This window comes from Cetobacterium sp. NK01, assembly GCF_024506395.1.
GTDB lineage: Bacteria > Fusobacteriota > Fusobacteriia > Fusobacteriales > Fusobacteriaceae > Cetobacterium_A > Cetobacterium_A somerae_A.
In genome coordinates, this window is sequence record NZ_JANIBO010000002.1 from 527,042 (window position 1) to 552,484 (window position 25,443).

A 25,443-nucleotide genomic window follows, 5' to 3' on the forward strand; every position below is an offset into this window, starting at 1 on the left:
AAAAGTTCCCTTTTTATATATTAAAAATTAATCAATAACAATAAATAATGATTTATCAACTTCTGCCCAGTTATATACAAATTGAGCGTGGGAAGCTGATGATCTAACACACATATGAGAAATAGGAAGAGATCCTAAAGAGTTGCTGTATTCAATAATACTTGTTCTTGGAAGGTCCACAGGGAAACCGTGAAAATAACCTCCACCAGAAAATCTTGTAGCATATGGAGAGTAACCACCAGGTTCAGACTCATTTCCAAACTTCATGTAATCCATTCTTCTTAATTTGTTTTGAGCAACAAAAACTCCCAGAGGTGTTGCATAGCTATATGGTAGTTTATCTTTACCAGTGGTAATAGGGTTTTTACTTCTAACCTTCCATACATTTCCAACTCTTTCAAGAGTGACTACATTCTGAAAAGTTCTATTTATAATAACAACTTTATTAAATCTTCTAGCTGAAAGAGTTTCAATATATCTATTAGGTATATACCAGATTCCATCAATATCTTTAAGTTGAACTTTAGAAAAATTTCCATTTCGAGATAAAATTTTTATTAAACTTCCGTCCCAAGCATATCTTTCAGGTTGATTTAAATTATTTTCTGAATATAGTGGAATTCCTTGATTTCTTCTAACACCGTATATATCTGATTCAGGAGAAGATTTCATTTGAATAGTAGGTCTAGGTTTTCCATTGACATTTTTATAATTTTTTAAAGATCCTAAGCTATACTGATCGTTTACAAAACCATCGACATTATCCAAAATATTTGATATTTTTACCCAATCATAACTTCTATGTTGAGTATAATTATCTCCAATTCGTACTACATAGTTATCAGGTAAAGTGTACTTATCGTATAAAAGTTCTTTTTCAATAATAGCTGATTTAGAAAATGCAAATAGTGTAAACAGAAAAAAAACTGTAGTTACTTTAAGATTAAAAAGCTTTATCATAAATTTCACCATCCTTTATATTTAGAAGTATTTTACAAAATAAACTAACACTCTCCTTCTATAAAATTAAAATTAAAGGAAAAAAAAATTAAAAAAGAATAAAAAAATATAGATGAAAATGGAGGTAAGGTAATGAATATACAAACAACATGTAGTTTTTGTGCCACAGGATGTAATTTAGAATTTCAAGTGGAAAATAATGAAATAAAATCTTGTAAACCAGTGTTAACACATCCTGTTAATAAAGGATTGGCGTGTATTAAAGGAAGAAATATAGCTTATCAAAATTCAATGGAGCATAGAGTTAATACTCCTTTATTAAGAGATGAAAATGGGAAAATGAATCCTATATCTTGGGAGAAAGCTTATAAAATCATAGCAGAAAAATTTATAGATATAAATAATAAGTATGGAAAAGGTTCTTTAGCTTTTTTAAGTACAGGGCAAATACCTTTGGAAGAGATGGCAATTTTAGGTTATGTAGGAAGATTTGGAATGGGAATGGAGGGAGATGGAAATACAAGATTGTGTATGGCAACAGCAGCAGTATCATATAATCAATCTTTTGGATTTGATGCACCGCCATATTCTTGGAATGATTTAATGACAACAGATTTAGCTATTTTTATAGGATCTAATCCAGCTATAAGTCATCCTGTTCCTTGGTGGAGATTGAGAAAAGAAAATAAAAATGTAGAGTTAGTTGTAATAGATCCAAGAAAAACAGAAACAGCAAAAGATGCAAACTTATGGATACCTGTAAAATTAAAAGGAGATCTATTTTTACTTTATACATTAGCTAATTATTTAATTGAGAAAAATTATATTGATGAGGAGTTTGCTAAAGAAAAAATAGATAATTTTGAAGAGTTTAAAAATTTTGTATCAGATTATACCCTAGACAAATTAGAAGAGCATTGTGGAATAGATAAAGATGTATTAATAAATTTAGCAGAAAAAATACATGCAAAAGAGAAAGTTTCATTTTGGTGGACAATGGGAGTAAATCAGAGTTATGAGGCAACAAGAACAGCAGAAGCTATTGTAAATATATGTTTTTTAATAAAAGCTATTGGGAAAGAGGGAACTGGACCAAACTCTTTAACAGGGCAATGTAACGCAATGGGTTCAAGACTTTATAGTGCTGAAACTTGTCTATTTGCAGGAAGAAAATTTAATCTAGAAGAGGATAGAAAAAAAATAGCAAATATATTAGAAATTAAAGATGATTTAATACCAAATCGACCAACATTAGCATTTAATGAAATTATAGAAAAGGTGGAAACAAAAGATATAAGAGGACTGTGGATAATTGCAACAAATCCAATGGTATCTTATCCTCACAATACAACTATGAAAGATTTTAACTCTAAAGTAGATTTTTTAGTAGTGCAGGATATATATTATGATACAGAAACAGCTCAAGAAGCAGATCTATTTTTACCAACGGCCACATCTCTAGAAAAAGAAGGGACTTTTATCAATACAGAAAGAAGATTAGGTGCTGTTCAAAAAGTTGTTGAACCTCCAGAAGGAATAAAAAGTGATTATGAAATTATATTAGAAATTGGAAAAGCATTAGGTTTAGCTGAAAAATTAAAATTAGAAAAATGGAATACTCCAAAAGATGCTTTTAATCTAATGAAAGCTATATCAGAAGGTATGCCTTGTGATATAACAGGAGTAGAGTATGACGATTTAAAAAATAGTAATGGTATTCAGTGGCCATTAAGAAAAGGTGAAAAACTAGAAAATGATTATAGAATTTTATTTGAAGATTATAAATTTTATACAGAAAATAATAAAGGTAAATTTATATTTGAAATGCCACAAGAGTATCCAGAAATTCCAAATGAAGAATACCCATTTTATTTAATAACAGGTAGAGGAGGAGTAGGACTTTGGCATACACTAACAAGAACTAGAAATATGCCTATAGTTCAACACACATATCCAAATGAAGATTATTTATTAATAAGCAATGACGATGCAACTGATTTAAATTTAAAAGATGAGGATCTAGTACTAGTGACATCAAAAAATGGACAATGTAATATAAAAGTTAAAATAAGTGATGAAGTATTAAAGGGACAAGTATTTATATCTATGCATTATAATGTTGCTAATAGATTAACAGATCCTCTTTATGATCCCTACTCAAAAGAACCATCTTATAAATATGCAACAGTTAATATAAAAAAAATTTAAAAACTTTGGAGGATATATGGCAGGAGAGAGTTTAGTAGACAGATTAAAAAAGTATCCATCAGGAGCTTCAGCTTTAGGACTTGGTATAGTTGGTTTAGGTTCAGCTTGGGAAGGGATAGGTTATAAATACGGAGAATATATATTTATAATAACAATATTAATATCTTTAATTTTAGTAGGTGGTTATATTTGTAAAATAATATTTTGTTATAACTCTTTTTTAGATGATATAAAGGATACTATGAGAGGAGCAGTTATAACATCTTTAGACATGGCAATTTTAATAATATCTACATATATATATAGATATAATCCTGAAGTAGGAAGAATGATATGGTTTATAGCTTCTTTAGTTCATCTTATTATCTGGTTTACATTTACTTATTATAGAATAAAATTAGGAAAGCTTTTAGAATTTCATTTTGGATGGTTTGTTACATATGGTGGAATAATAACAGTAGCTGTAACTGCTAAAAATATGGGATTTGATCCATGGGCTAAATCATTTTGGTGGATAGGACTTATTTCAATTATTGTTTTGCTTCCAATTATAATAATAAGGGGAATAAGACTTGGATTTGAAAATAAATATAGAATTACTATTCCAGTGGTAGCGGCACCAGTAAATCTTTTATTAGCAGGGTATTTAAGTGGAATTTTTAATGTAAATCAAACAGTGGCATGTCTTTTAGCAATAGCTGCTTTTACAGGAACATTTACAGCTTGGATGGGAGTTCTTAGAGCAAAAGCGTTACCTTTTGCTCCAACTTTTGCAGCATTTACATTCCCTTTAACAATAAGTGTAACAGCTGCAACAAGATTTGGAAAATTATATTCAAGTTTTTCTTTTCTAGCTTGGATTGAAATAGCAGTGACTACAATATCAGTTTTATATACTATTTATAGATTTATAGAATTTTATTTTTTAAAAAAAGATTAACTAAGAAAAAGATGGCCTATTTTATTATATTAGGCCATCTTTTTTTGATATATTGATTATTTTATCAAAAATAGTTTCAGTATCATTTATGTCTACAATATCTAGATCACCACTATTTTCAATAGATTTTAAGTCGCTTACTAAAAATTTTAGATTATTTTTATTAGATTGACTAACTGTTGAAACATCTTTTCTAATAACCTCTATTTTAGGAAAATCACTATTTTTAAATCCCTCTAAAATTATAAAATCATAATCTTTAAAATATTGAAGATAAAAATTTAAACTTTTTTCAGGAGAGTTTTCTAAAAACATATACTTACTTTTAGAAAATATTAGTGTTCCTGAAGCTCCAGATTTAACATGTTTATCAGTATCAGAATCTAAGTTGTCCATTTGAAAATCATGTCCATCATGTTTAATTGTTCCAACTTTAAATCCTTTTTCTACAAATTTCTTTAAAAGCTTAGTTATTAAAGTTGTTTTTCCAGAGTTTTTAACACCAGAGATTGCAAAAAAATTGGTATTTTTATTTTTAAATAAAGAGTTAAAATCTTCAGGAGTATTTATATTTTTTAAAATCTCTTTATCATCAAAAATAGTGTATTTTAAATCAATAAATTTAACATCAAGTTTTTCTATGAGATTTAAAACTTTAAAGTCCTTATTTTCAATAGCATCTTTAATTATAGGAAGAGCTTTTTTAGTATATATCCCAAGGAGGGGATGAATAAAACCATCTTTATCTTTAACTATAAAAGCATCGTGGTAAGGAGAAACGAAACTTGATATATATTCTATAAAATCTTTTGTTAAATTTGGAACATCACATGGAAGAGTGAAAATATAATCTAAATCACTTTCAGAAATTCCTTTATATAGTCCAGAGATAGGACCAATTTCTTGAAAATCATCATCAACTCTAATAAAATCTTCACTTATAATATTTTGATTACTATTTAAAGATAGATAGATTTTACTAAAATCAGAAAAAAGAGTTTTTAATCTATCTAAAAAAGTTATATTATTATATTTAAGTAAAGCTTTATTGCAATAATTCATTCGACTTCCTTTACCCCCAGCTAAGATTAAAACATTAATATCTTTAATTTTAATCAATTAAAATCACCTTAACCTTATCCCCTTCTTTTAAAGCTGGAGTATCTGGTAAAATTTCAACAATGGCATTTTTTCCAATAAGAGATGAAATACTACCTGAAGAATGTTTGTCATCGTTTAAAAAAACATTTCCATCATTAAAATATCCTCTAATAAATCTTCGTTTAGAAGATTTTTTATTAAAGCCACCTTTAACTATAGCAACTGTAGAGTTAGTATTTTTTATACTATTAAGACTCATTTTTGATAAAATAGGTCTTCCAAGAAGTTCAAAATTAACTAAAGATGCAAAAGGATTACCAGAAAGAGAAAGGATAAGCTTTTCATCTTTTTTAGAGGCTAGAACAGGAGTTCCAGGCTGAATATTAATTTTCCAAAATAGTCTTTTAGCACCAAGTTCTTTAATTACGTCATGCATAATATCTTTTTTTCCCACTGAAACCCCTCCAGTAGTTATTAAGAAGTCAATATTTTTAAGTTCTTTAGAAATGAAATTAGCAACACAAACTGAGTCATCGCTCATAGGAGGATACATAACTCCATCTAACCCTAAATGTTTTAGTTTGCTAATAAGAGTAAAAAGGTTACTGTTATAGATTTTGCCTTTTTCTAAGGGCGTCCCTGGCATAAGTAATTCACTTCCAAGACTCAAAATACCGACTTTAGGTTTTTTAAACACTTTAATAGAGTTTATTCCTAAAGAGGCAAGAACACCAATATGATTATATGTGATGATCTCTCCTGTTTTTATAACAATTTCTCCAACTTTTAAATCTTCACCTAAAAAACAAAAGTTTTCAAACTCTTTTAACTCTCTATAGACTTTTAAAACTTTAGTATTTTCATCAAAGAATACTTCCTCTTGTTTTATAACACAGTTACAGTTGTTTGGAATGGGAGCTCCAGTCATTATTCTAAAAGCTTCTTTAGGCTTAAAATTTTCTTCTGAAAAATCTCCAGCAAAGATTTCAGAAATTACTTTAAAAACAGCGGGATTTTCTTTTGTGGCTCCTAAGGTATCTAAATTATTAAAGGTAAATCCATCTAAGGGAGAACGATTAAATGGTGGATTATTCAGAGGAGAAATTATATCCTCAGCCAAAACAAATCCTAAACTATCTAAAATATATTTTTCTTCTATTTCTTTTAAGGGTTTTACATTTTCTAATAAAATTTCAATTGCATTTTCTAAATTGATTTGCTCCATATTTTCACCTCCATTGAAATTTACAGCTATTAGTAATTATAACATATTTTAGAGTTATTAATCAAAGTGTATTACAAAGTGTATTACAATGTAATACAACGCCTAAAATAGGGGTTTTATGAGCTTATACGACGAAAATTTATGGAGTGATAAATCCTTAAGGAAATAAAAAATAAAAGCTTTAAAATTAGTTTAAAACAGTCATTTTTATGGACTTTTTCAAAAAAAATATCAAAAAAAAATAATTGTTTTTTAAAAGGACACTTTTTTATAAAAAGTAACATTTTAAAAGTACAAAAAAGTGGGTTTCGAGTATATATACAGGTATCTTTATTAAAAAAAATTTTGTAAATATTGAAAATTTAGATATAATATAGAAAATAGAAAAGATAAGGGAGCGTCAACTGATGAAAGTAACAATAAAAGAGATTGCAGCAGATGCGGGGGTATCAGTTTCAACAGTTTCAAGAGTAATATCTAACAATCCAAAAATAAGTGAGAGTACAAAAGAGAAAGTTAGAGAATCTATTGAAAGATTAAACTATAAACCCAATATAATGGCAAGAGGATTGGTAAAAAAAAGAACAGGGATTTTAGGTGTGATAATGCCAAAAGAAGCAATAACACTTTTCTCTAGCCCATTTTTTATAGAAGTGATGCAAGGGATTAGTTTCAAAGGGAAAGAAAGAGACTATTATATAATGTATGATTTTTGTAAAAATGAAAAAGAGGAGTATGAAGGAACAAAAAAATTGGTAGAAAGTGGATTAGTTGACGGAATTTGTTTAATGTCCACAAGAAAACAGGATAAAAGTATAAAATACTTAAAAGAACTAGAGTTTCCATTTGTAATTGTAGGAGAGCCAGAGGAAAAAGACGGGGTTTCATGGGTAGATAATAACAATTTAAAGGCAACTTATGACATGGTAAAAAAGGTTATTCCAAAAGGGGAAACAGATGCAGTTTTTATTGGGGGAGATAAAAACTTAACTGTGACAGTTAATAGAGTTGAAGGGTTTAAAAAAGCTTGTAAAGAACTGAAAATAGAAAGTCATGTATATCTAGGAAAAGATTTTTCTAGAGAAGAGGGTTTTAGGTTGGCAGAAATAAGTTTTTCAGAAAGAAATTGTAAAAATTTTATAATATCAGATGATAATCTTTTAAAAGGATTTTTAGAGTATTTAGAAAAGTTTCATATAGAAAATATAAATATAGGAAGCTTTAATAGAACAAATTTAAAAGGTATTTGGAAGAATAAAGTTTTTTTACTGGATATAAAACCTGAAAAACTAGGAGTAGAGGCAGTTAATATATTGATAGATAATATTTTAGAAGAGTCAAAAATGAACAGCAAAGTTGTAGATATAGAATTAAATTAAGTTGTAAAAGAGGTTGTAATACTTTTTTTACAACTTTTTTGTTTTGTATCTAGACAAATATAAATTTTAATGTTAAAATAAGAAAAAAGAGCAAACGTTTGCACAAAGATGCAAAAATTTTAAGGAGAGAGTTAAAATGTGGTGGAAAGAATTAATTGGATACCAAATTTATCCAAGAAGCTTTAAAGATTCCAACGGGGATGGAATTGGAGATATAAATGGAATAATAGAAAAATTAGATTATTTAAAAGAATTGGGAATTGATTTAATTTGGGTTTCACCATTTTTTAAAAGTCCTAATGATGATAACGGTTATGATATAAGTGATTATAGAGATATTTTAGAAGAGTTTGGAACAATGGAAGATTTTGATAGACTTTTAGAAGAAACTCATAAAAGAGAGATGAAATTAATAATAGATCTTGTTATAAATCATACAAGTGACGAGCACCCTTGGTTTATAGAAGCAAAAGAGTCTAAAGATAGTCCAAAGCGTGATTGGTATATTTGGAGAGAAGGAAAAAATGATGAAGAACCAAACAATTGGGAGAGCATTTTTAAAGGATCTGCTTGGGAAAAATGTGAAAAAACAGATGAATATTATTTACATCTATTTTCTAGAAAGCAACCAGATCTAAACTGGGAAAATGAAGAGATGCGAAAAGAAATTTATAATATGATGAACTGGTGGTTAGATAAGGGAATAGATGGATTTAGAGTAGATGCCATAAGTCATATAAAAAAGGCTGATGGATTCCCAGATATGCCAAATCCTGAAAAGAAAAAATTTGTAGATTCTTTTGATATGCATATGAATGTAAATGGAATTCAAAATTACTTAAAAGAGTTAAAGGAAAATACTTTTGATAAATATGATATAGTAACTGTTGGAGAAGCAAATGGAGTAGATGCAGAAAATGCAGATGAATGGGTTGGAAGTGAAAATGGAAAGTTCAATATGATATTCCAATTTGAACATCTGAAATTATGGGATTATGAAGGTGATACAGAATTTTGTCCAAAGGCATACAAAGATGTTTTAAATAAATGGCAAGTCTCTTTAGAAGGAAAGGGCTGGAATGCACTTTTTATTGAAAATCACGATATTCCTAGAAGTACATCAACATGGGGAAATGATGGTAAATACTGGTTAGAATCAGCAAAAGCGTTTGCAACAACATATTTTTTACAAAAGGGAACTCCATTTATCTATCAAGGTCAAGAGATTGGAATGACAAATACAATATTTAATTCTCTTTCAGAGTTTCAAGATGTAAAGAGTGTAAACGAAGGAAAAGAGAAATTAGAGGCTGGGATGTGTGAAAAAGAAGTTTTAGAGATTTTATCGAATACTTCTAGAGACAATGCTAGAACTCCAATGCAATGGAATAATCAACTAAATGGTGGATTTACTTCAGGAACACCTTGGTTAAAAGTAAATGAAAACTATAAAAAAATTAATGTAGAAGATCAGATAAAGGATAAAAATTCAATATATAATCACTATAAAAAATTGATATCTTTAAAGAAAAATAATAAAACTTTAACTCACGGAAAATTTAAATTAGTTTTAGAAGAGGATAAACATATATTTGCTTATCTTAGAGAGTTAGATGGAGAGAGATATTTAATTTTATCTAATCTTAGTGAAAATGAAAAAACTTTAAATCTTTCAGAATTTAATATAAAAAATGAAGATATTATAATATCTAATTATAAAACAATTGATAAAAAGCTAGAAAATTATATTGTAAGACCATATGAAAGTGTAGTTTATAAAATCTAATTAATATAGGGGAGAAGTTAAAATGAAAAAGAAAAGTTTAATATCATTTGATTTTTGGCAAAAATTAGGAAAAGCTTTAATAGTTGTAATAGCAGTTATGCCTGCAGCGGGACTTATGGTATCAATAGGAAAACTTCTTGGGACAAGTGGTTTATCTATGATTGGAAGAATAATAGAGGATATGGGATGGGGAGTTATAGTAAATTTAAATATTCTTTTTGCAGCAGCTATTGGAGGATCATGGGCAAAAGAAAAAGCTGGAGGAGCTTTTGCAGGGGTTATAGCTTTTATATTAACAAATAGAATAACAGGAGCTATATTTGGAATAAATTCAGCGATGTTGAATAATCCAGAAGCAGTTATTACATCGTTAACAGGACAAGAGCTATTAGTAAAGAATTATTTTACAATGGTTATGGGAGCACCATCTTTAAATATGGGAGTTTTTGTGGGGATACTTTCAGGATTTTTAGGAGCAGTGCTATTTAATAAATATCAAAATTTTGATAAACTACCAAAATCTTTAGCATTTTTTAATGGAAAAAGATTTGTACCATTTGTGGTAATATTTGGGTCATTTGTTATGGCAACAATTTTAGCATTAGTATGGCCATTTGTTCAGTGGGGACTAAACAGCTTTGGAGAATGGATTGCAACTTCTAGAAATACAGCACCAGTAATAGCACCATTTATATATGGAGCTTTAGAGAGATTGTTATTACCATTTGGATTACATCATATGCTAACAATTCCTATGAATTATACAGAACTAGGTGGAACATATCAAGTTTTAACAGGAACTGCAGTGGGAAGTACAATTGCTGGACAAGATCCAATCTGGCTAGCTTGGATAACTGATTTAAATAACTTGAAAGCAGCAGGAGATATGACGGGATATAAAAATCTTTTAGATACAGTTGTTCCAGCTAGATTTAAAGCTGGTCAAGTAATATTGTCAACTGCCTCTCTTTTAGGAATTGGATTAGCTATGCTAAATAATGTTGATAGCGATAAAAAAACACAGTATAAAACAATATTTATCTCTTCAATGTTAGCTGTATTTTTAACAGGAGTAACAGAGCCAATTGAATTTATGTTTATGTTTGTGGCACCAGTATTATATGTAGCTTATGCAATTTTAACAGGACTTGCCTTTGCTCTAGTGGATATAATCTCTTTAAGAGTTCACTCTTTTGGATTTTTAGAACTACTTTCTCGTATACCTTTAATGATGAAGGCGGGATTATATAAAGATTTAATAAACTTTGTAATAGTAAGTGGAGGATTTTTCTTTGCAAACTACTGGTTGTTCAATGTAATTATAAAAAAATATGATTTACCAACTCCAGGAAGAAGAGGAAATTATATTGACGAAGAGGAAGAGAGTAGTGATGAAAAAGTAAAAACAACTGGTGATCAAGAGGAGATTCCAGTTAGAATAATTGAGCTTCTTGGAGGAAGAGAAAATATAGTTGAAGTAGATGCATGTATGACAAGACTTAGAGTTACTGTAAAAAATGCAGAAGCAGTTGGAGATAAAACTATGTGGAAGAAAACAGGATCTATAGGACTAATAATAAAAGATTGTGGAGTCCAGGCTATCTATGGTCCTAAAGCAGATATACTAAAATGTAAAATAATTGATATACTAGGGAGATAAAATTTAAAATGAAACTATTAACACTAAACTGTCACTCTTGGCAGGAAAAGAATCAAATAGATAAAATGAAATACTTAGCAAAAATAATATTAGAAGAAAATTACGATATAATAGCTTTACAAGAGGTAAATCAATTAAAAGAGGATAAAATTTTATATGAGGATATAAGAGAGGGGAATTTTATAGATTTACTATGTAAAGAATTAAAAAAACAAGAAGCTGAGTATAATTATAGATGGGATTATCATCATGTTGGGTATGATATATTTCATGAAGGAACAGGCATTCTTTTCAAAGGAGAGGCAAAAGAGACTTTTGGAGATTTTATAGGCGTTATTAAAGATACAAACTTTTGGAAAACTAGAAAATTTACAATGGTTTCAAAAATAGTTTCTGGGGAGATAATAGATTTTTATAGTTGTCATATGGGATGGTGGAATGATAGTGATAATCCATTTGAAAAACAGATAGATGATCTATTGGATTTTGCCAATGAAAGAGGAAATAGATATTTTTTAATGGGGGATTTTAATAATAGTGCAGATATAAAGGGTGAAGGGTATGATTATCTTTTAAAAAGAGGTTTAAAGGATACATATGTAGAAGCTTTAAAAAAAGATGATGGTATAACAGTTCCAGGACTTATTGCTGGCTGGGAAGGAAAGTGTAGTAGCCCAAAAAGAATTGATTTTATATTTACCAATAAAGAGTGCAGTGTAAAGTCAAGTGAAGTTATTTTTAATGGAAAAAATAAAGATGTTATTTCAGATCACTTTGGGGTAACTATAGAGATATAAAAACAAAAGGATTGAGCTAAAGTGTAGCTCAATCCTTTTTCTATTTGTTTTTTATTTAGCTGAAGGTTTAACTTTTTTTAAGAAGTTATAGAAAACGAATACTATGATTCCTGTTGTAACATAAAGTTGAATACCAGCAATATTTCTGACAACGTTAGAGTATACAGGTAGATTTATACTAGCTAAGTAAGCACTCATTCTAAAAGAAGCTACAGTTCCAACGGCCATAGGGAAGGTAGTTCCTGCAAAACCAGGGTGGAAATTAAAGCTAAAGAATTTAGGAATACTTAAAAGTATTGAAATAAGTGTTACAAAGACAATTCCATATAGGAAGAGTGCAATATACATGTTAGGCTCTTTAACCACATTTAAATAACCAATAGCACAAAGACTTGAAGGTGCTAATAAAATAGCTTTTGTATGATAAACCATATCAGGTAAAGGTTTTATAATTAATCTTCTAATCATAAATGGAATTATTGTGAAAAATACAAGTACTCCATAAATTAAAACCCACTTAGAAATAACTGGTTCATCCATAGCTCCACCTACAACTATAGAAACCATAATTCCGTTATAAGTTACAAACCAACTTGGAACAAAAGTATCAATGTTAAAGTTTTTTATAACATTTCTATAGGTAAAAATGCATATAGCAAAAGCATGAAAAAATACACCAAAAAGCCAAAGATTCTTTCCTAAAAAAGGACTGTATGGAAGCAAAAATGCTCCAATAATCATAGCTAACATAGAGTATGTACCATATAAACTAGCAGGAATTGTATTGTTATACTCAGCTAGAAAGGCCTCTTTATGTCTAAAAATCTTTATAGTTGCTAAAATAAATACTACAATACCAATAATCATGAAGATATTTCTAAGGTAAGTAAAATTTAGTAATAAAAAGGCATTGGCAAGAGTGCACGCCCCAACAGTTGTAGCAATAGCCCCAACAGGGAAACGCTCTAACCTATCAATTGTCTCTTTAATCATTATAATCTCCTTATATTTTATTTTTTATACTCAAACTCAAGTTCAGAATTTATATTGAAGAAATCAGAGTAATCAATTTTAAAAATTGATTTTTTAATTTTTGAGATATCAATATTAAGTCTGATTAGTTGTGTTAAAACACCAGTGTATGAAAGGTCTCCCTGAATAATAGCACCATATATTTTACCATCTTTATGAGCAATTTTTTTGTAGACACCATCTCTTTCTCTAATAGAATCAATAATCATTCCCTCTGTCTTTTCGTAAATATGTAAACAACCTAAAGATAAAGTTGGAATATCAAAGAAGTTCATAGTTGACTTAGCAAAGAAAAAGTCATCCATAACTCTAGTTTTTCCTGCCATATTTGAAGTGGCAGCTATACCCTCTTTTACTGCAACAGACCAGATAGTACCATTGCCACTAATATCTCCAGCTCCATACACATCTTTAACATTAGTTTCACCTTTTTCATTAAAAAGAAGTCCAATTTTATTGTATTCTATTGATGTATTTTCTAAAAACTCCACATTTGGTTTTACTCCGGCGCAAACAATAACTAAATCAGCTAGAAGCTCAACATCTCTACCATCATCTAATAAACTTAAAGAGTTAATTAGATTAGGATTTTTTGGATTTATATTTAGTTTTGTAACTTTTGAATCAAAGAATAGTTTTACACCATGTTCAACTAATTTTTTTTCATAAGTTATAGATGCTTCTTTGTCCAGTTGTAATGGTAGTAATCTATTAGACATTTCAACTAAAGATAGATTAGCATGGACATTTTTATTATGAATAAGGCCACTAATTGCGTCCATACCAATTAAACCTGCACCAATGACAACAATGTTTTTTGCTCTTGCAGCAATCTCTATAATTTTATTACAGTCATCTAAAGATTTTAATCCCACAACATTTTCTTTCCCATTTATATTCTCAATAGGTGGAAAAAATGGTCTAGATCCAGAAGCAATTAAAACTTTATCGTATGAAACAACTTCATTGTCATCTAAAGTAATAGTTTTCTCCTTTTCATTTAAAGAGATAACCTCTCTTCCTTTAAGCCAGTTGATATTGTTTTTTTCAAAGAAATCTTTATCTACAAAATTGATACCATCTAAATCCCTCATTCCTCCAATGTAGTGGTGAAGTATACATCTTGAGTAGATATTAGTATCTTTAGATATTAATATAATCTCTGCATTTTTATCTAAAGCTCTTAAGTTTTCAGCTCCATTAATACCAGCTGCAGAAGCTCCAATTATAACATATTTCATTATTTTACCTCCTCAAGAGTAATTGCAGCCATAGGACATTTAGCAACACATTGTGGTCCATCAGGATCATGGCTACACATATCACATTTCATAATCTCTTTTTTAGTTGCTTTATCCTCTTTTAAAGTTCCATATGGGCAAGCCATTATGCACATATAACAACTAGCACATTTGTTTTTATCATAAGTGACATATCCTGTTTCAGAATCTTTTCTCATAGCTCCACTCATACAAGTATAAACACACTCAGGAAGATCACAATTTCTACAAAAGATTGGAGAAAATTTAAAATCACTACTTAAAACAACTCTATTTCTAGAGTCAGCAGAATCGTGAGAAACTAAGCAGGCACTAACACAAGTTAAGCAACCGATACATTTACTTCTATCTATTTTTATTCTTTTCAATTTAATCTCTCCTTTGCTTTTAGATTTTTTCAATAGAAACTGGAGCATATTTGTATGAAGGCTCCTTAGAGTATGGATCATATATAGAAAGTGTTAAATTATTTGTTTCTATATAATGAATAGGTGCGTATAAAACATCATGAGGTAAATTATCAGTAGTCAATGCTAAGAACTTACTACTTCTACCATTTATAGATTTAACTAAAACTTCATCTTGTGATTCAATACCAAGCTCTTCACCAAGAGTTTTAGAGATATAGATATATGAGTTATCTGAAGTTGAATCATTAACATATGTAATCTCTTTTGTTCTAGTTTGAGTATGCCACTGTCCAACAGTTCCTCTTCCAGTATTTAAAACGTAAGGATAAGTTTCATTTGTAGGAACAGGATTTTCTGCTACATCTTCAAATACAAATTTAACTTTTTTATTAGGTGTATAGTACTCTCCATTTTCAAATAATCTTCTCTCGTTATCAACTAAAGTTTCACCCTCTTTAAATGGCCATTGAACACCATATCCATTTTCTAGAAGTTTATAGCTAACTCCAGTCATATCACAAGGAGTATCCTTTGTAACTTTAACCATTTTATTGAAAACTGCTTCAGGAGTTTCCCATCCATCTAAAAGATCTCCCATACCTAAAGCTTTTCCAACATTGTATATAACTTCAAAATCACTAAAAGATCCTTCAGGTTTAGGAATAACAGGATTTAATTTAGATATTCTTCTTTCTGTATTAATAAGTGTTCCCTCTTTTTCTATTCCAGAAACTACTGGTAAGAAAAGGTCTGCAAGTTCAGAACTATCAGTATTTGGATATAGATCTTGTACAACAAAAAGATCTAACTTTTCAATCGCTTCTGCAAATTGAGTGTTGTTAGTCCAAGAGTGTCTCGGGTTTGTACAAAGAATCCAAAGTGCTTTTATCTCTCCAGAAATTATTTTTTCAATAATAACATTGTAAGGAAGAGTAGGTTTTGTTGGGAAAATAGCTGGGTCTAATCCTAAAGCATCTCCAACAATCTTTCTCTTGGCCTCATCAGTGTACTCTCCACCACCGTATAATCCAGTTGTGTTACTGAAAAGACGAGATCCCATGGCATTACATTGACCTGTAATAGAGTTAGCTCCAGTTCCAGGTCTACCTATATTTCCAGTCATAACAGCTAAGTTAATTATACCTTGAGCAGTTCTAACAGCTTGATAACTTTGGTTGATTCCCATAGTCCACCAGAAAGATACAGCATCTCCTTCATGAATAAGTTTAGCTAAAGTTAAAAATTCATCCTTAGTTATTCCCACTTTTTCCTCTATATCATCAATAGAGAATTTCGAAACATGCTCTTTAAATGTATCAAAATTTTCTGAATATTTTTCAATATAGTTATTATCAATCCAGTTATTTTTAATTAAATAGTTAGCAATAGTGTAATATAAAACAATATCACTCTTAGGTTTTATGCAGAAGAAATAATCAGCGTTTTGAGCTGTTTCACTTTTTCGAACATCAATAACAATAACTTTCTTATTTTTATTTTTACGTACTCTATCCCAAATGATAGGGTGAGCAACAACAGGGTTAGCTCCAGTAAAAATAATAGTATCAGAAAGCTCTAAATCGTTTAGTGTATAAGGAGGAGCATCAAATCCAAAGCTTTGTTTATGTGCAACAACAGATGTAGCCATACAAAGTCTAGTATTTCCATCAAGTTGTCCACCTACAAAGTTTCTAAAAACATGACCAACTAAAGCCATCTCTTCTAAAGCTAGTTGTCCAGTACTTATACAAGCTACACTTTCTTTTCCATGTTTCTCAACAATTGCTTTTAGTTTCTCACTAAAAAAACTATAAGCTTTATCCCATGAAATCTCCTCTCTTCCATTTGTAGTTTTCAATAAGGGATTTTTAGGAAAATCACCTGATGTAAGTTGTTTATCTAGATTTAGACCTTTAATACAACTAAATCCTTTATTCACTGGATATTTTTCTGTAGGAATAACTTTTTTAATTTTATTGTCTTCAACGTAGAAATCCATGTTACATGCTAACGAACAGTAGTTGCAAGTTGTTTGAATTTTATTCATATTCTCTCCTCCTTGGTATACAAGTATTTATATATAATAATACTTGTTAATAAAAAATAGTAGTGTGATTTTAGTCACACTACTATAAAAAAGGTTAAAATTAATTCTAAAAATGTTTAAAACTATTGTGTTATAAGTTCTAGTTCAACAGGCATAAACTGTGGAACTGTTTCCTTTTTTACAATTTTATCAGCTGCTTCAATTCCTTTAGCACCAATCTCTGCTGGTTTTTGAGCAACAGTTGCAGCAAGTTTACCCTCTTTAACAGCTTTCACTGCATCTTCAGTGGCATCAAAACCAACGATTATAACATCAGTTTTTCCAGATGCTTCAATAGCTTTTAGAGCTCCAAGGGCCATCTCATCATTATGAGCGAAAACAGCATTAACTTCAGGCTGAGCTTGTAAAATATTTTCCATAACATTAAGTCCTTTAGTTCTATCAAAATCAGCAGCTTGTTTCGCAACGATATCTAGTTTATTCTGAGCAACCTTGTTAAATCCTTCTCCTCTATCACGAGCAGCAGTTGTACCAGGGATTCCTTCTAACTCTACAACTTTATTATTTTTTCCATTTAATTTTTCAACTATGAAGTTTCCAGCTAACTCTCCACCAGCAACGTTATCAGAAGCGATGTGAGTAACTACTTTTCCACCATTAGATGCTCTATCTAAAGTTACCACTGGAACTTTATTACGGTTAGCAGCTTTAACAGCTGATACAACAGCATCAGAATCAGTTGGATTTATTAAAAGAACATCGATACCTTTAACAAGTAGATCTTCAACATTTCCTAACTCTTTAGAAGGATCATTTTGAGAATCTAAAACAACAATCTCATGTCCCATCTCTTTTGCTTTAGAAACAGCTCCCTCTTTAAGAGTAACAAAGAAAGGATTATCCTGTGTAGAAACAACTAATCCTACTTTAGCAGCTTCAGCAATTGTCCCCATACCTAAAGCAAGAACCATAAGTCCTAAAAATCTTAATTTGTTTTTCATAATTATTACACCACCCATAAAATTTATTTAGAAGATTTTTTATCGATTAAAACAGCGATAAGAATTACTAAAGCTTTAACCATCATCTGATAGTAAGATGATACATTTAAAAGATTTAGAGCGTTTCCTAGAACACCAATAATAATTGCTCCAAGAGCAGTTCCAGCAATAGTTCCAACTCCACCAGCAAGAGATGTTCCACCTAGAACAACTGCAGCAATAGCATCAAGTTCATACCCAGATCCAGCAGTAGGTTGAGCAGAACCAAGTCTAGAAGTTACGATAACTCCAGCTAAAGCTGAAAGAGCTCCACAAACACCATAAACTAAAGTTTTATATTTAGATGTATTTACTCCTGAAAGTTTAGTAGCTTCTTCATTTCCACCAATAGCATAGATATATCTACCAAATTTTATATTATTTAGTATATAGTATCCAGCAATGAAAAGAGCAATCATAATATATATTGGAATAGGAATATCAAAGAAGTAACCTCCACCAATATTATCAAAGAAATCTCCACCATCTCTTACAGGGATTGGCTTACCATCAGTGAAAACTAAAGTAGCTCCCCTTAAAAGAGTCATAGTAACTAAAGTAACTATGAACGGTTGAAGTTTAGCATACGATATAAGTAAACCATTAAAGATTCCAAAAAGTCCACCAATAACAATGGCAATAACAATAGCTAAAATTGGATTTACACCATTAGCTATTAAACTTGCTCCAAAAGCTCCAGTTAAAGCTAAAATAGAACCAACAGAAAGATCAATTCCACCTGTTAAAATAACTAAAGTCATTCCAATAGCAATAACTGAATTTATAGACGTTTGTCTTAAAACGTTTAAGATATTATTAACTGATAAAAACCTTGGGTTTAAAAATGAAACTATTATAGAGAAAACAATTAAACCAATTAGAGGCTTATTGTTATATATTTTTTTTAACATTATTTATTCAACTCCTACTGCATATCTCATTATTTTTTCTTGAGTGAACTCATCTTTAGATAGAGTTCCACTTATTTTGTGTTCATGGATAACCATAATTCTATCGCTTAGTCCCATTACTTCTGGCATTTCAGAAGATATCATAATAATACTAAGACCTTTTTTCTTTAGCTCATTAATAACATCATAGATCTCTTTTTTAGCACCAACGTCAACTCCTCTAGTTGGTTCATCTAAAATTAAAATTTTAGGATTAGTTAAAAGAGCTTTTGCAATAGCTACTTTTTGTTGGTTTCCACCACTTAAGTTTTTAATAATTTGATTAGGTGAAGGAGTTTTTACTCCAAATTTTTCAATATATTCATCAACAGATTTGTTTTCAGCATTTTTATTTAAACCTAATCTAGTTGAGAAGAATTTTAAAGATGAAAGAGTCATATTTTCTTTAACACTTAATCCTAATACAAGTCCATCTCCTTTTCTATCTTCTGAAACGTAGGCGATTCCATGGTTTACACCAGATTCAGGAGATTCAATAGAAACCTCCTGTCCCTCTATAAAAACTTTACCAGAGGATTTTTTATAATATCCATAAATAGTTTTTACAAGTTCACTTCTTCCAGCTCCCATAAGACCAGCAATACCTAAAATCTCTCCCTTTTTCAAAGTGAAAGAGGCATCTTTAACATATTTACCACAAAGGTTTTCAACTTTTAAAACCTCAGCTCCAGGAGTTACAGAAACATTTGGGAACTGCTCACTTAAAGTTCTTCCAACCATTTTTTCAATAATATAGTTTTCATCAATATCTTTAACTTCAGCTTCAGAGATAAACTTACCATCTCTTAAAACAGTTATATCATCACAAATAGCAGGAATCTCTTTTAATCTATGAGATATGTAAATAATACTTTTCCCTTCTGATGTAAGCTCTCTAATAACCTTGAAAAGACTTTCAGTTTCCTTATCAGTTAATGCATCTGTAGGTTCATCCATAACAATAAGTTTAGCGTTTTGTGAAAGAGCTTTGGCAATTTCAACCATTTGCATCTTACCTATTGTTAAATCTTTTATTAAAGTTTTTTCACTGTCTTCAACATTAAGAAGATCTAAAATAGATCTAGCTTCTCTATGCATAAGATTCCAATCTATTTTTCCAAAACTGTTTGTAAGTTCTCTTCCTAAAAATATATTCTCAGTTATACTCATATGTTGAATTAGATTTAACTCTTGGTGAATAATAGCAATACCAGCTTCTTGAGAATCTTTAGTTCCTTTAAAAGTAACTTCATGTCCATGATAGAAAACAGTTCCTGAATCTTTACTGTAGATACCAGTCATTATTTTCATAAGTGTTGATTTTCCAGCACCGTTTTCTCCCATCAAAGCCATAACTCTTCCTTTATAAGCGTTTAAACAAGCACCGTCTAGGGCTTTTACACCTGGGAAAGATTTACAGATATCTTTCATTTGTAAAACAATCTCTTTATTCATTTAGAAAACTACTCCTGACTTTAAAATAATATTTGCATATGGAGTACACTCTCCAGTTCTAACAATTGCTTCACTTTCTTTTGTAATCTCTTTAAACTCTGTATGAGAAACCTCAACAATTTTAGGGTTCATTCCATTTTTTTGGAAAGTTTCTAAAATTTCGTTGTAAACTTTAGGATTAATAGTTTTAATTTCAGAGGCTAAAACAATCTCTTCAACCATCATTTCACTTAAAATTGCATCTAAAGTTTTTATAAAGCTAGGGTATCCAGCTTCAATAGCTAAATCTATTCTTTTTACACCTTTTGGAAATGGAAGTCCAGCATCACAAAGTGTAATATGAGATGTATGACCTATTTTAGCAATCTCATAAGAAAGTTCACTATTTAAAAGTTTTCCTTTTTTCATAATCTATTCTCCTTTAAAATTTAATACTTCTTCAAGAGTTGGTATCGAAGTTTGAGCACCAATTCTAGTAACAGATATAGCAGCAACTTTAGTTCCTCTATCTATAGCTTCTTCAAAAGTTAGACCAGAAGCAAGTCCATTTACAAAACCACCAATGAAACTATCTCCAGCAGCAGTTGTATCAATAGCTTTAACTTTATAAGCAGGGAATGATCTTCTCTCTGTTTTACTTATAAACATACATCCTTTACTTCCTAAAGTAACGATAAGTCCTTTAACACCTTTGTCTAAAAGGATGTTAGCAGCATTTATTACGCTTTCCTCATCAGTAACAGGTATTCCAGATAAAATCTCTAACTCTGTTTCATTAGGAATTATGTAATCAGAATTTGAGATAATCTCTTCATCTAATTTATTAGCAGGAGCAGGATTTAAAATAGTTATTTTTCCAAGCTCTTTAGCTTTCTTTAATGAATATTTAACTGTTTCCATAGGGATTTCAAGTTGAGTAACAAGAATATCACAGTTTTTAATAGTATCTAAATGTCTATCTATATAAGAGTTATCCACTTGGTAGTTAGCTCCTGGAACAACAATAATTCTATTTTGTCCGTTATCTTCTACTATGATTTTAGCAATACCCGTAGCTTCATCACAATATTCTATATTAGAAACATCAACTCCATCTTTTTTCATAGAATCTAAAAGAATATCTCCCATACCCTCTTTTCCTATTTTTCCTAGCATAGAAACTGGAGATTTCATCTTCCCCATAGCAACAGCTTGGTTAGCTCCTTTTCCACCAGGGATTTGCATGAACTTTTTACCTAAAAGAGTTTCACCACCACGAGGTGCTCTTTCACAAATTGTAACTAAATCCATGTTAATGCTTCCAACAACAACAATTTTTTTCATTTTAAAATCTCCTTAAAAAATAATTATTCCGATCAAATAGTGTACACAATAAGTTTAAAAAATACTCTATACAATTAATTTAGCACACTAAAAAAGCAATGTCAATAAAATAAAAACTGAAACTTTGTGAAAAGTTTCAGTAATTTTTAGTGTTATTTAGTTGGAATAGTTACTTCAACACGATTTTCATATGCATTTTTTAGTGCACCTAAAATATCCCCATGACTGTCTCTTAAACTCATTGTAGCTCCAGCAGTGATATCAGCAACTTCTTTTTTCTCAGCTTCAGTTAATTTACTATATTTTTCTTTATCTTTTTCATTTCTACTATTTTCTTTTAGAGGTCTACCATTAACGTCTGAATATAATTTTGTGAAAATGATTTCTAATTCATCAACTGTTTTTCCCTTGAATTTTTCTTGGAAAAAATCCATTTGTTCATCCCATTCATTTTTAGGATTCATCCCATAGGTAGCTCCACGCTCTCTTTTAGTTTTCCAATTATCAACTTCATTAGTTGCATTAGCAGGAGTATTTTCAGTTTTACCTACAACTTTTTTTGTTTTATGATCAGTTAAGTTATACCCTTCAGTTCCAGGCCAACCTGAAAAATGTGGCATACTTTCACCATCATAATTAGGTGAGCTAACTTCTAAAGCATCGACTACAGCATTTATAATTTTTCCATCAGCATCAAAAAGTACAGCAGCATCTACATAGTTAAAGCTATAAACTTGTTGTCCCTCGCTATCTTTACCAGGACCAACTCTAAAGTTTGTTGAATGTCCTAAACCTTGATATACTTTTGTTTCAGCTGCAAAAGAGGTTATTGATCCGCAAATTAGAAGGGCGGAAAAAGATAAGGGTAACCATTTTTTTATCATTAAAATCACTCCTTTTGAAAATAGAATAGTTGCTAGTTATTACCTATATACTTTATTTTTTTAAAAAAAACAAGAAAAAAATTTTTTATAAAGGAATTTCAATAAATAAGAAGAATAATTGAGCATAGAAAATAAATTAAAATAGGAGGTTTTTATGTTACACAAAAGAAAAGTTGGAGAAGAAAAAGAAAATGAATATCAATTTGCTCCTGACAGTTCAACAACACCATTATTTGGAAGTTATGAATCAGCTCATGTGTTACCAAGAGAAAAAATGAATGATAAGGCTATTAATCCAGATATAGCATATAGATTAATAGCAGATGAAATGATGCATGATGGAAATCCAAGATATAACTTAGCAACATTTGTTCAAACATATATGGAACCAGAAGCAAAGCAAGTTATGATAGATGCAATTGCTACAAATGCAATAGATAAAGCTGAATATCCACAAACAACAGAAGTGGAAAAAAGATGTGTTAATATTATTGCAGATTTATGGCATGCTCCAGCTGATGAAGAATACATGGGAACTTCCACAGTTGGTTCATCAGAAGCATGTATGCTAGGTGGAATGGCAATGAAGTTTAGATGGAGAAAAAGAGCGGCAGCTTTAGGAATAGATATAAACGCTAAAAAGCCAAATTTAGTAGTAAGTTCAGGATTCCAAGTAGTTTGGGAAAAGTTTTGCGTATATTGGGATGTAGAATTAAGAGAGATTCCTATGAAATCTTTAGATGAGTTATATCTTGATCCAAAAGATGCAGTAGCAGCTTGTGATGAGTATACAATAGGAATAGTACCAATAATGGGTATAACATACACAGGAACATTTGATGATATAGTTGCTCTTGATAAAGAGTTAGAAGAGTATAATAAAACAGCTAAATTATCAGTGCCAATTCACGTAGATGCAGCTTCAGGAGGTCTATATTTACCATTTGTAAATCCAGAATTACCTTGGGATTTCAGATTAAAAAATGTAGTTTCAATAAGTACATCAGGACATAAGTTTGGATTAGTTTATCCAGGTCTAGGATGGGTAATGTGGAGAGATAAACAGTATTTACCTGAGGAGTTACTATTTAAAGTAGCATATTTAGGAGCTTTTGAACCAACATTCCAAATAAACTTCTCAAGACCAGGAAGCCAAATATGGGCTCAATATTACAACTTTGTAAGATGGGGTAAAGAAGGATATAAAGCTGTACATGAAAAATCAAGAGATGTAGGGTTATTCTTAGTAAAAGGACTAGAAAAATTAGGAATATTTAAAATATTAAATAATGGAGAAAATATTCCTATTGTTTCTTGGATGTTAAAAGATGATCCAAAAAGAGCATGGACAGAGTATGATCTATCAGATAGATTAAGATATTACGGATGGCAATTACCAGCTTATCCATTACCAAAAAATTTAGAAAATGTAACACTGATGAGAGTTTTAGCAAGAGCTGACCAAAGTATGGAACAAATTTCATTACTACTTCAAGATATGAAAGAATCAATAGATTATTTAGATAAACATATGACAGTGAAAAAAGAGATTGAAAAAACTGAGGACCATGTAGCTGGTTATACTCATACAGAAAAAAGATTATTGAAAAAATAGCTTAAAAAAGAGGTGTACTTATGGAAGAGTTAACAAGTAATAAACTTGGCTTTTGGAGTATTTTCTTTTTAGGAATAAATTCAATAATTGGATCAGGAATATTTCTTTTACCCAATAAAGCTTATGCAGATGTAGGATTAGCTAGTTTAATAGTAATTTTAATAAATGCTATTTTAGCACTATTTTTAGCTCTTTGTTTTGCTGAAACAGCAAGTATATTTGATAAAAATGGATCGTCATTTGTTTATGCTAAGGAAGCTTATGGAAATTTTGTGGGATTTGAAATAGGAATTTTTGCATGGTTTATAGGAATTGTAAGCTGGTCAGCAGAAATTCAAGGGTTTTTAACAGCTTTAGGGGGAGTATACCCCCTAGCTGTTGATCCTTATTACAATAAGGTTTTCGTTATAGCTATTGGAGTTTTCTTAGGTGTGTTAAATTATTTAGGAGTTAAGTTTTCAAAAATATTAAATAATTTAATAACAGTTAGCAAATTATTACCACTGTTACTTTTTGTTTTTGTAGGAATATTTTTTATAAAGGGATCAGATTTTATGCCACTGATTCCCAAAATAGAGTTAGGACTTTCTACTGGAAATTTAGGAGTGGCTACATTGGTTATATTTTATGCTTTTACAGGATTTGACTTACTAGCTGTAGCAGCAGAGGATATGGAAAATCCAACTAAGAATTTACCAAAAGCAATAATTTGGGTTATGGTATTCTGTTCAATTTTTTATTTATTAGTTATGATAGTTTGTATTGGACTATTAGGTCCTAAATTAGGAATGACATCTGTTCCAATAGCATCAGCAACAGCAGCAGTATTTGGAAGCTCAGGTTTTCTTTTTATTACAATTGCAACGTTAGTTTCAATAGGTGGAATAACTATAGCACTTTCTTTTATTGCTCCAAGATCAATTCAAGCTTTAGCAGATAGTAAATATGTTCCTGAATTATTTAATAAAAAGGGAAGATTTGGAACGGCAGGATTTGCAATTTTATTAACAACAGCAATAACAATAAGTTTAGCTTTGTATGGAAATTTTATTTTTTTAGCTAGTCTTACAGTTATAGCACGTTTAATTGAATTTATATCAACTGCTGGATCTGTTCTTGTTTTTAGAAAAAGAAAATTAAAAGCTCTGTATAAAATACCATTAGGACCTATTGTTCCTATAATTGCAATAGTTCTTTCAATATGGTTATTAAGTCATTCATCTTATGAGAATCTATTTTTTATAGTGATTGGACTTGTTATTGGAGCTGTACTATATATAACTTATGCAAAAAAACAAATGGAAAAACAACAATAAAAAAAGGATGTAATTCTTCAACTACATCCTTTTTT

21 protein-coding genes are annotated in these 25,443 nt (G+C 30.0%); 8 read left to right on the forward strand and 13 right to left on the reverse strand.

The features are described from left to right. Positions 1-27: 27 nt before the first annotated feature. Positions 28-960, reverse strand: a complete 933-nt coding sequence (locus tag NON08_RS11750) for a L,D-transpeptidase (RefSeq protein WP_256691775.1) — start codon at positions 958-960, stop codon at positions 28-30. Positions 961-1,092: 132 nt separating this feature from the next. On the opposite strand from NON08_RS11750, the gene NON08_RS11755 reads away from it, so the two are divergent. Both NON08_RS11755 and NON08_RS11760 read left to right on the forward strand, forming a co-directional pair. Further along, positions 1,093-3,168, forward strand: coding sequence for a molybdopterin oxidoreductase family protein (locus NON08_RS11755; protein ID WP_256691776.1), 2,076 nt, complete (start codon positions 1,093-1,095; stop codon positions 3,166-3,168). Between the two features lie 16 nt (positions 3,169-3,184). Continuing rightward, the gene (locus NON08_RS11760; protein ID WP_256691777.1) at positions 3,185-4,108 is read left to right on the forward strand and encodes a hypothetical protein; all 924 of its coding nucleotides are present in this window, start codon (positions 3,185-3,187) and stop codon (positions 4,106-4,108) included. Between the two features lie 24 nt (positions 4,109-4,132). Here the strand turns inward: NON08_RS11760 and mobB are convergent, their stop codons facing one another. Both mobB and NON08_RS11770 read right to left on the reverse strand, forming a co-directional pair. Then, positions 4,133-5,227 carry a molybdopterin-guanine dinucleotide biosynthesis protein B gene (gene mobB / locus NON08_RS11765; protein ID WP_256691778.1) on the reverse strand — a complete coding sequence of 365 codons (1,095 nt, stop codon included), beginning with the start codon at positions 5,225-5,227 and terminating at the stop codon, positions 4,133-4,135. Further along, positions 5,220-6,434 carry a molybdopterin molybdotransferase MoeA gene (locus NON08_RS11770; protein WP_256691779.1) on the reverse strand — a complete coding sequence of 405 codons (1,215 nt, stop codon included), beginning with the start codon at positions 6,432-6,434 and terminating at the stop codon, positions 5,220-5,222. The genes mobB and NON08_RS11770 overlap by 8 nt, the downstream gene beginning before the upstream one ends. A 407-nt stretch (positions 6,435-6,841) precedes the next feature. Here NON08_RS11770 and NON08_RS11775 point away from each other — a divergent pair, with 407 nt between their 5' ends. The 4 genes from NON08_RS11775 to NON08_RS11790 all read left to right on the forward strand — a co-directional run bounded on the left by NON08_RS11775 (position 6,842) and on the right by NON08_RS11790 (position 12,056). After that, entirely contained in the window at positions 6,842-7,813 is a 972-nt protein-coding gene (locus NON08_RS11775) for a LacI family DNA-binding transcriptional regulator (protein ID WP_256691780.1), read from the forward strand. A 136-nt stretch (positions 7,814-7,949) separates the two neighbouring features. Further along, entirely contained in the window at positions 7,950-9,599 is a 1,650-nt protein-coding gene (locus tag NON08_RS11780) for a glycoside hydrolase family 13 protein (RefSeq protein WP_256691781.1), read from the forward strand. Between the two features lie 22 nt (positions 9,600-9,621). Then, positions 9,622-11,259 carry a PTS transporter subunit IIBC gene (locus NON08_RS11785; protein ID WP_256691782.1) on the forward strand — a complete coding sequence of 546 codons (1,638 nt, stop codon included), beginning with the start codon at positions 9,622-9,624 and terminating at the stop codon, positions 11,257-11,259. Positions 11,260-11,267: 8 nt separating this feature from the next. Beyond that, complete coding sequence (locus tag NON08_RS11790) at positions 11,268-12,056, forward strand: endonuclease/exonuclease/phosphatase family protein (RefSeq protein WP_256691783.1); 789 nt, start codon at positions 11,268-11,270, stop codon at positions 12,054-12,056. Positions 12,057-12,107: 51 nt separating this feature from the next. Here NON08_RS11790 and NON08_RS11795 read toward each other — a convergent pair whose 3' ends face one another. The 10 genes from NON08_RS11795 to NON08_RS11840 form a co-directional block, all read right to left on the reverse strand. Beyond that, complete coding sequence (locus NON08_RS11795) at positions 12,108-13,049, reverse strand: TDT family transporter (protein WP_256691784.1); 942 nt, start codon at positions 13,047-13,049, stop codon at positions 12,108-12,110. A gap of 17 nt (positions 13,050-13,066) precedes the next feature. Further along, positions 13,067-14,329, reverse strand: coding sequence for an NAD(P)/FAD-dependent oxidoreductase (locus NON08_RS11800; protein ID WP_256691785.1), 1,263 nt, complete (start codon positions 14,327-14,329; stop codon positions 13,067-13,069). Continuing rightward, positions 14,329-14,736, reverse strand: a complete 408-nt coding sequence (locus NON08_RS11805) for a 4Fe-4S dicluster domain-containing protein (protein ID WP_256691786.1) — start codon at positions 14,734-14,736, stop codon at positions 14,329-14,331. The genes NON08_RS11800 and NON08_RS11805 overlap by 1 nt, the downstream gene beginning before the upstream one ends. Positions 14,737-14,755: 19 nt before the next feature. Beyond that, positions 14,756-16,825 carry a molybdopterin oxidoreductase family protein gene (locus tag NON08_RS11810; protein WP_256691787.1) on the reverse strand — a complete coding sequence of 690 codons (2,070 nt, stop codon included), beginning with the start codon at positions 16,823-16,825 and terminating at the stop codon, positions 14,756-14,758. 122 nt (positions 16,826-16,947) lie between these two features. Continuing rightward, positions 16,948-17,826, reverse strand: a complete 879-nt coding sequence (gene rbsB, locus NON08_RS11815) for a ribose ABC transporter substrate-binding protein RbsB (protein ID WP_256691788.1) — start codon at positions 17,824-17,826, stop codon at positions 16,948-16,950. Between the two features lie 23 nt (positions 17,827-17,849). Further along, positions 17,850-18,776 (reverse strand): ribose ABC transporter permease, encoded by a 927-nt coding sequence (rbsC, locus tag NON08_RS11820; RefSeq protein WP_256691789.1) that lies wholly within the window; start codon positions 18,774-18,776, stop codon positions 17,850-17,852. Positions 18,777-18,779: 3 nt separating this feature from the next. Further along, positions 18,780-20,270, reverse strand: coding sequence for a ribose ABC transporter ATP-binding protein RbsA (rbsA, locus tag NON08_RS11825; RefSeq protein WP_256691790.1), 1,491 nt, complete (start codon positions 20,268-20,270; stop codon positions 18,780-18,782). Continuing rightward, positions 20,271-20,678, reverse strand: coding sequence for a D-ribose pyranase (gene rbsD, locus NON08_RS11830; protein WP_256691791.1), 408 nt, complete (start codon positions 20,676-20,678; stop codon positions 20,271-20,273). A gap of 3 nt (positions 20,679-20,681) precedes the next feature. Next, positions 20,682-21,593 (reverse strand): ribokinase, encoded by a 912-nt coding sequence (gene rbsK / locus NON08_RS11835; protein ID WP_256691792.1) that lies wholly within the window; start codon positions 21,591-21,593, stop codon positions 20,682-20,684. Between the two features lie 152 nt (positions 21,594-21,745). Further along, a complete protein-coding gene (locus NON08_RS11840) occupies positions 21,746-22,477 on the reverse strand; it encodes an FMN-binding protein (protein ID WP_256691793.1) in 732 nt (243 codons plus the stop codon). A 154-nt stretch (positions 22,478-22,631) separates the two neighbouring features. Here NON08_RS11840 and NON08_RS11845 point away from each other — a divergent pair, with 154 nt between their 5' ends. Together NON08_RS11845 and NON08_RS11850 are read left to right on the forward strand one after the other, a co-directional pair. Then, complete coding sequence (locus NON08_RS11845; protein WP_256691794.1) at positions 22,632-24,092, forward strand: glutamate decarboxylase; 1,461 nt, start codon at positions 22,632-22,634, stop codon at positions 24,090-24,092. 20 nt (positions 24,093-24,112) lie between these two features. Continuing rightward, positions 24,113-25,408, forward strand: coding sequence for an APC family permease (locus NON08_RS11850; RefSeq protein WP_256691795.1), 1,296 nt, complete (start codon positions 24,113-24,115; stop codon positions 25,406-25,408). Positions 25,409-25,443 lie beyond the last annotated feature (35 nt).

What these genes read in the sequence shown, in the direction of transcription:
- NON08_RS11800 (WP_256691785.1), bottom strand. Translation starts at nt 14,329, where the DNA reads ATGAAATATGTTATAATTGGAGCTTCTGCAGCTGGTATTAATGGAGCT.
- NON08_RS11850 (WP_256691795.1), top strand. Translation starts at nt 24,113, where the DNA reads ATGGAAGAGTTAACAAGTAATAAACTTGGCTTTTGGAGTATTTTCTTT.
- NON08_RS11755 (WP_256691776.1), top strand. Translation starts at nt 1,093, where the DNA reads ATGAATATACAAACAACATGTAGTTTTTGTGCCACAGGATGTAATTTA.
- NON08_RS11780 (WP_256691781.1), top strand. Translation starts at nt 7,950, where the DNA reads ATGTGGTGGAAAGAATTAATTGGATACCAAATTTATCCAAGAAGCTTT.
- rbsD (WP_256691791.1), bottom strand. Translation starts at nt 20,678, where the DNA reads ATGAAAAAAGGAAAACTTTTAAATAGTGAACTTTCTTATGAGATTGCT.
- rbsC (WP_256691789.1), bottom strand. Translation starts at nt 18,776, where the DNA reads ATGTTAAAAAAAATATATAACAATAAGCCTCTAATTGGTTTAATTGTT.
- rbsK (WP_256691792.1), bottom strand. Translation starts at nt 21,593, where the DNA reads ATGAAAAAAATTGTTGTTGTTGGAAGCATTAACATGGATTTAGTTACA.
- NON08_RS11795 (WP_256691784.1), bottom strand. Translation starts at nt 13,049, where the DNA reads ATGATTAAAGAGACAATTGATAGGTTAGAGCGTTTCCCTGTTGGGGCT.
- NON08_RS11750 (WP_256691775.1), bottom strand. Translation starts at nt 960, where the DNA reads ATGATAAAGCTTTTTAATCTTAAAGTAACTACAGTTTTTTTTCTGTTT.
- NON08_RS11785 (WP_256691782.1), top strand. Translation starts at nt 9,622, where the DNA reads ATGAAAAAGAAAAGTTTAATATCATTTGATTTTTGGCAAAAATTAGGA.
- NON08_RS11775 (WP_256691780.1), top strand. Translation starts at nt 6,842, where the DNA reads ATGAAAGTAACAATAAAAGAGATTGCAGCAGATGCGGGGGTATCAGTT.
- rbsB (WP_256691788.1), bottom strand. Translation starts at nt 17,826, where the DNA reads ATGAAAAACAAATTAAGATTTTTAGGACTTATGGTTCTTGCTTTAGGT.
- NON08_RS11840 (WP_256691793.1), bottom strand. Translation starts at nt 22,477, where the DNA reads ATGATAAAAAAATGGTTACCCTTATCTTTTTCCGCCCTTCTAATTTGC.
- NON08_RS11760 (WP_256691777.1), top strand. Translation starts at nt 3,185, where the DNA reads ATGGCAGGAGAGAGTTTAGTAGACAGATTAAAAAAGTATCCATCAGGA.
- NON08_RS11790 (WP_256691783.1), top strand. Translation starts at nt 11,268, where the DNA reads ATGAAACTATTAACACTAAACTGTCACTCTTGGCAGGAAAAGAATCAA.
- rbsA (WP_256691790.1), bottom strand. Translation starts at nt 20,270, where the DNA reads ATGAATAAAGAGATTGTTTTACAAATGAAAGATATCTGTAAATCTTTC.
- NON08_RS11845 (WP_256691794.1), top strand. Translation starts at nt 22,632, where the DNA reads ATGTTACACAAAAGAAAAGTTGGAGAAGAAAAAGAAAATGAATATCAA.
- NON08_RS11810 (WP_256691787.1), bottom strand. Translation starts at nt 16,825, where the DNA reads ATGAATAAAATTCAAACAACTTGCAACTACTGTTCGTTAGCATGTAAC.
- NON08_RS11770 (WP_256691779.1), bottom strand. Translation starts at nt 6,434, where the DNA reads ATGGAGCAAATCAATTTAGAAAATGCAATTGAAATTTTATTAGAAAAT.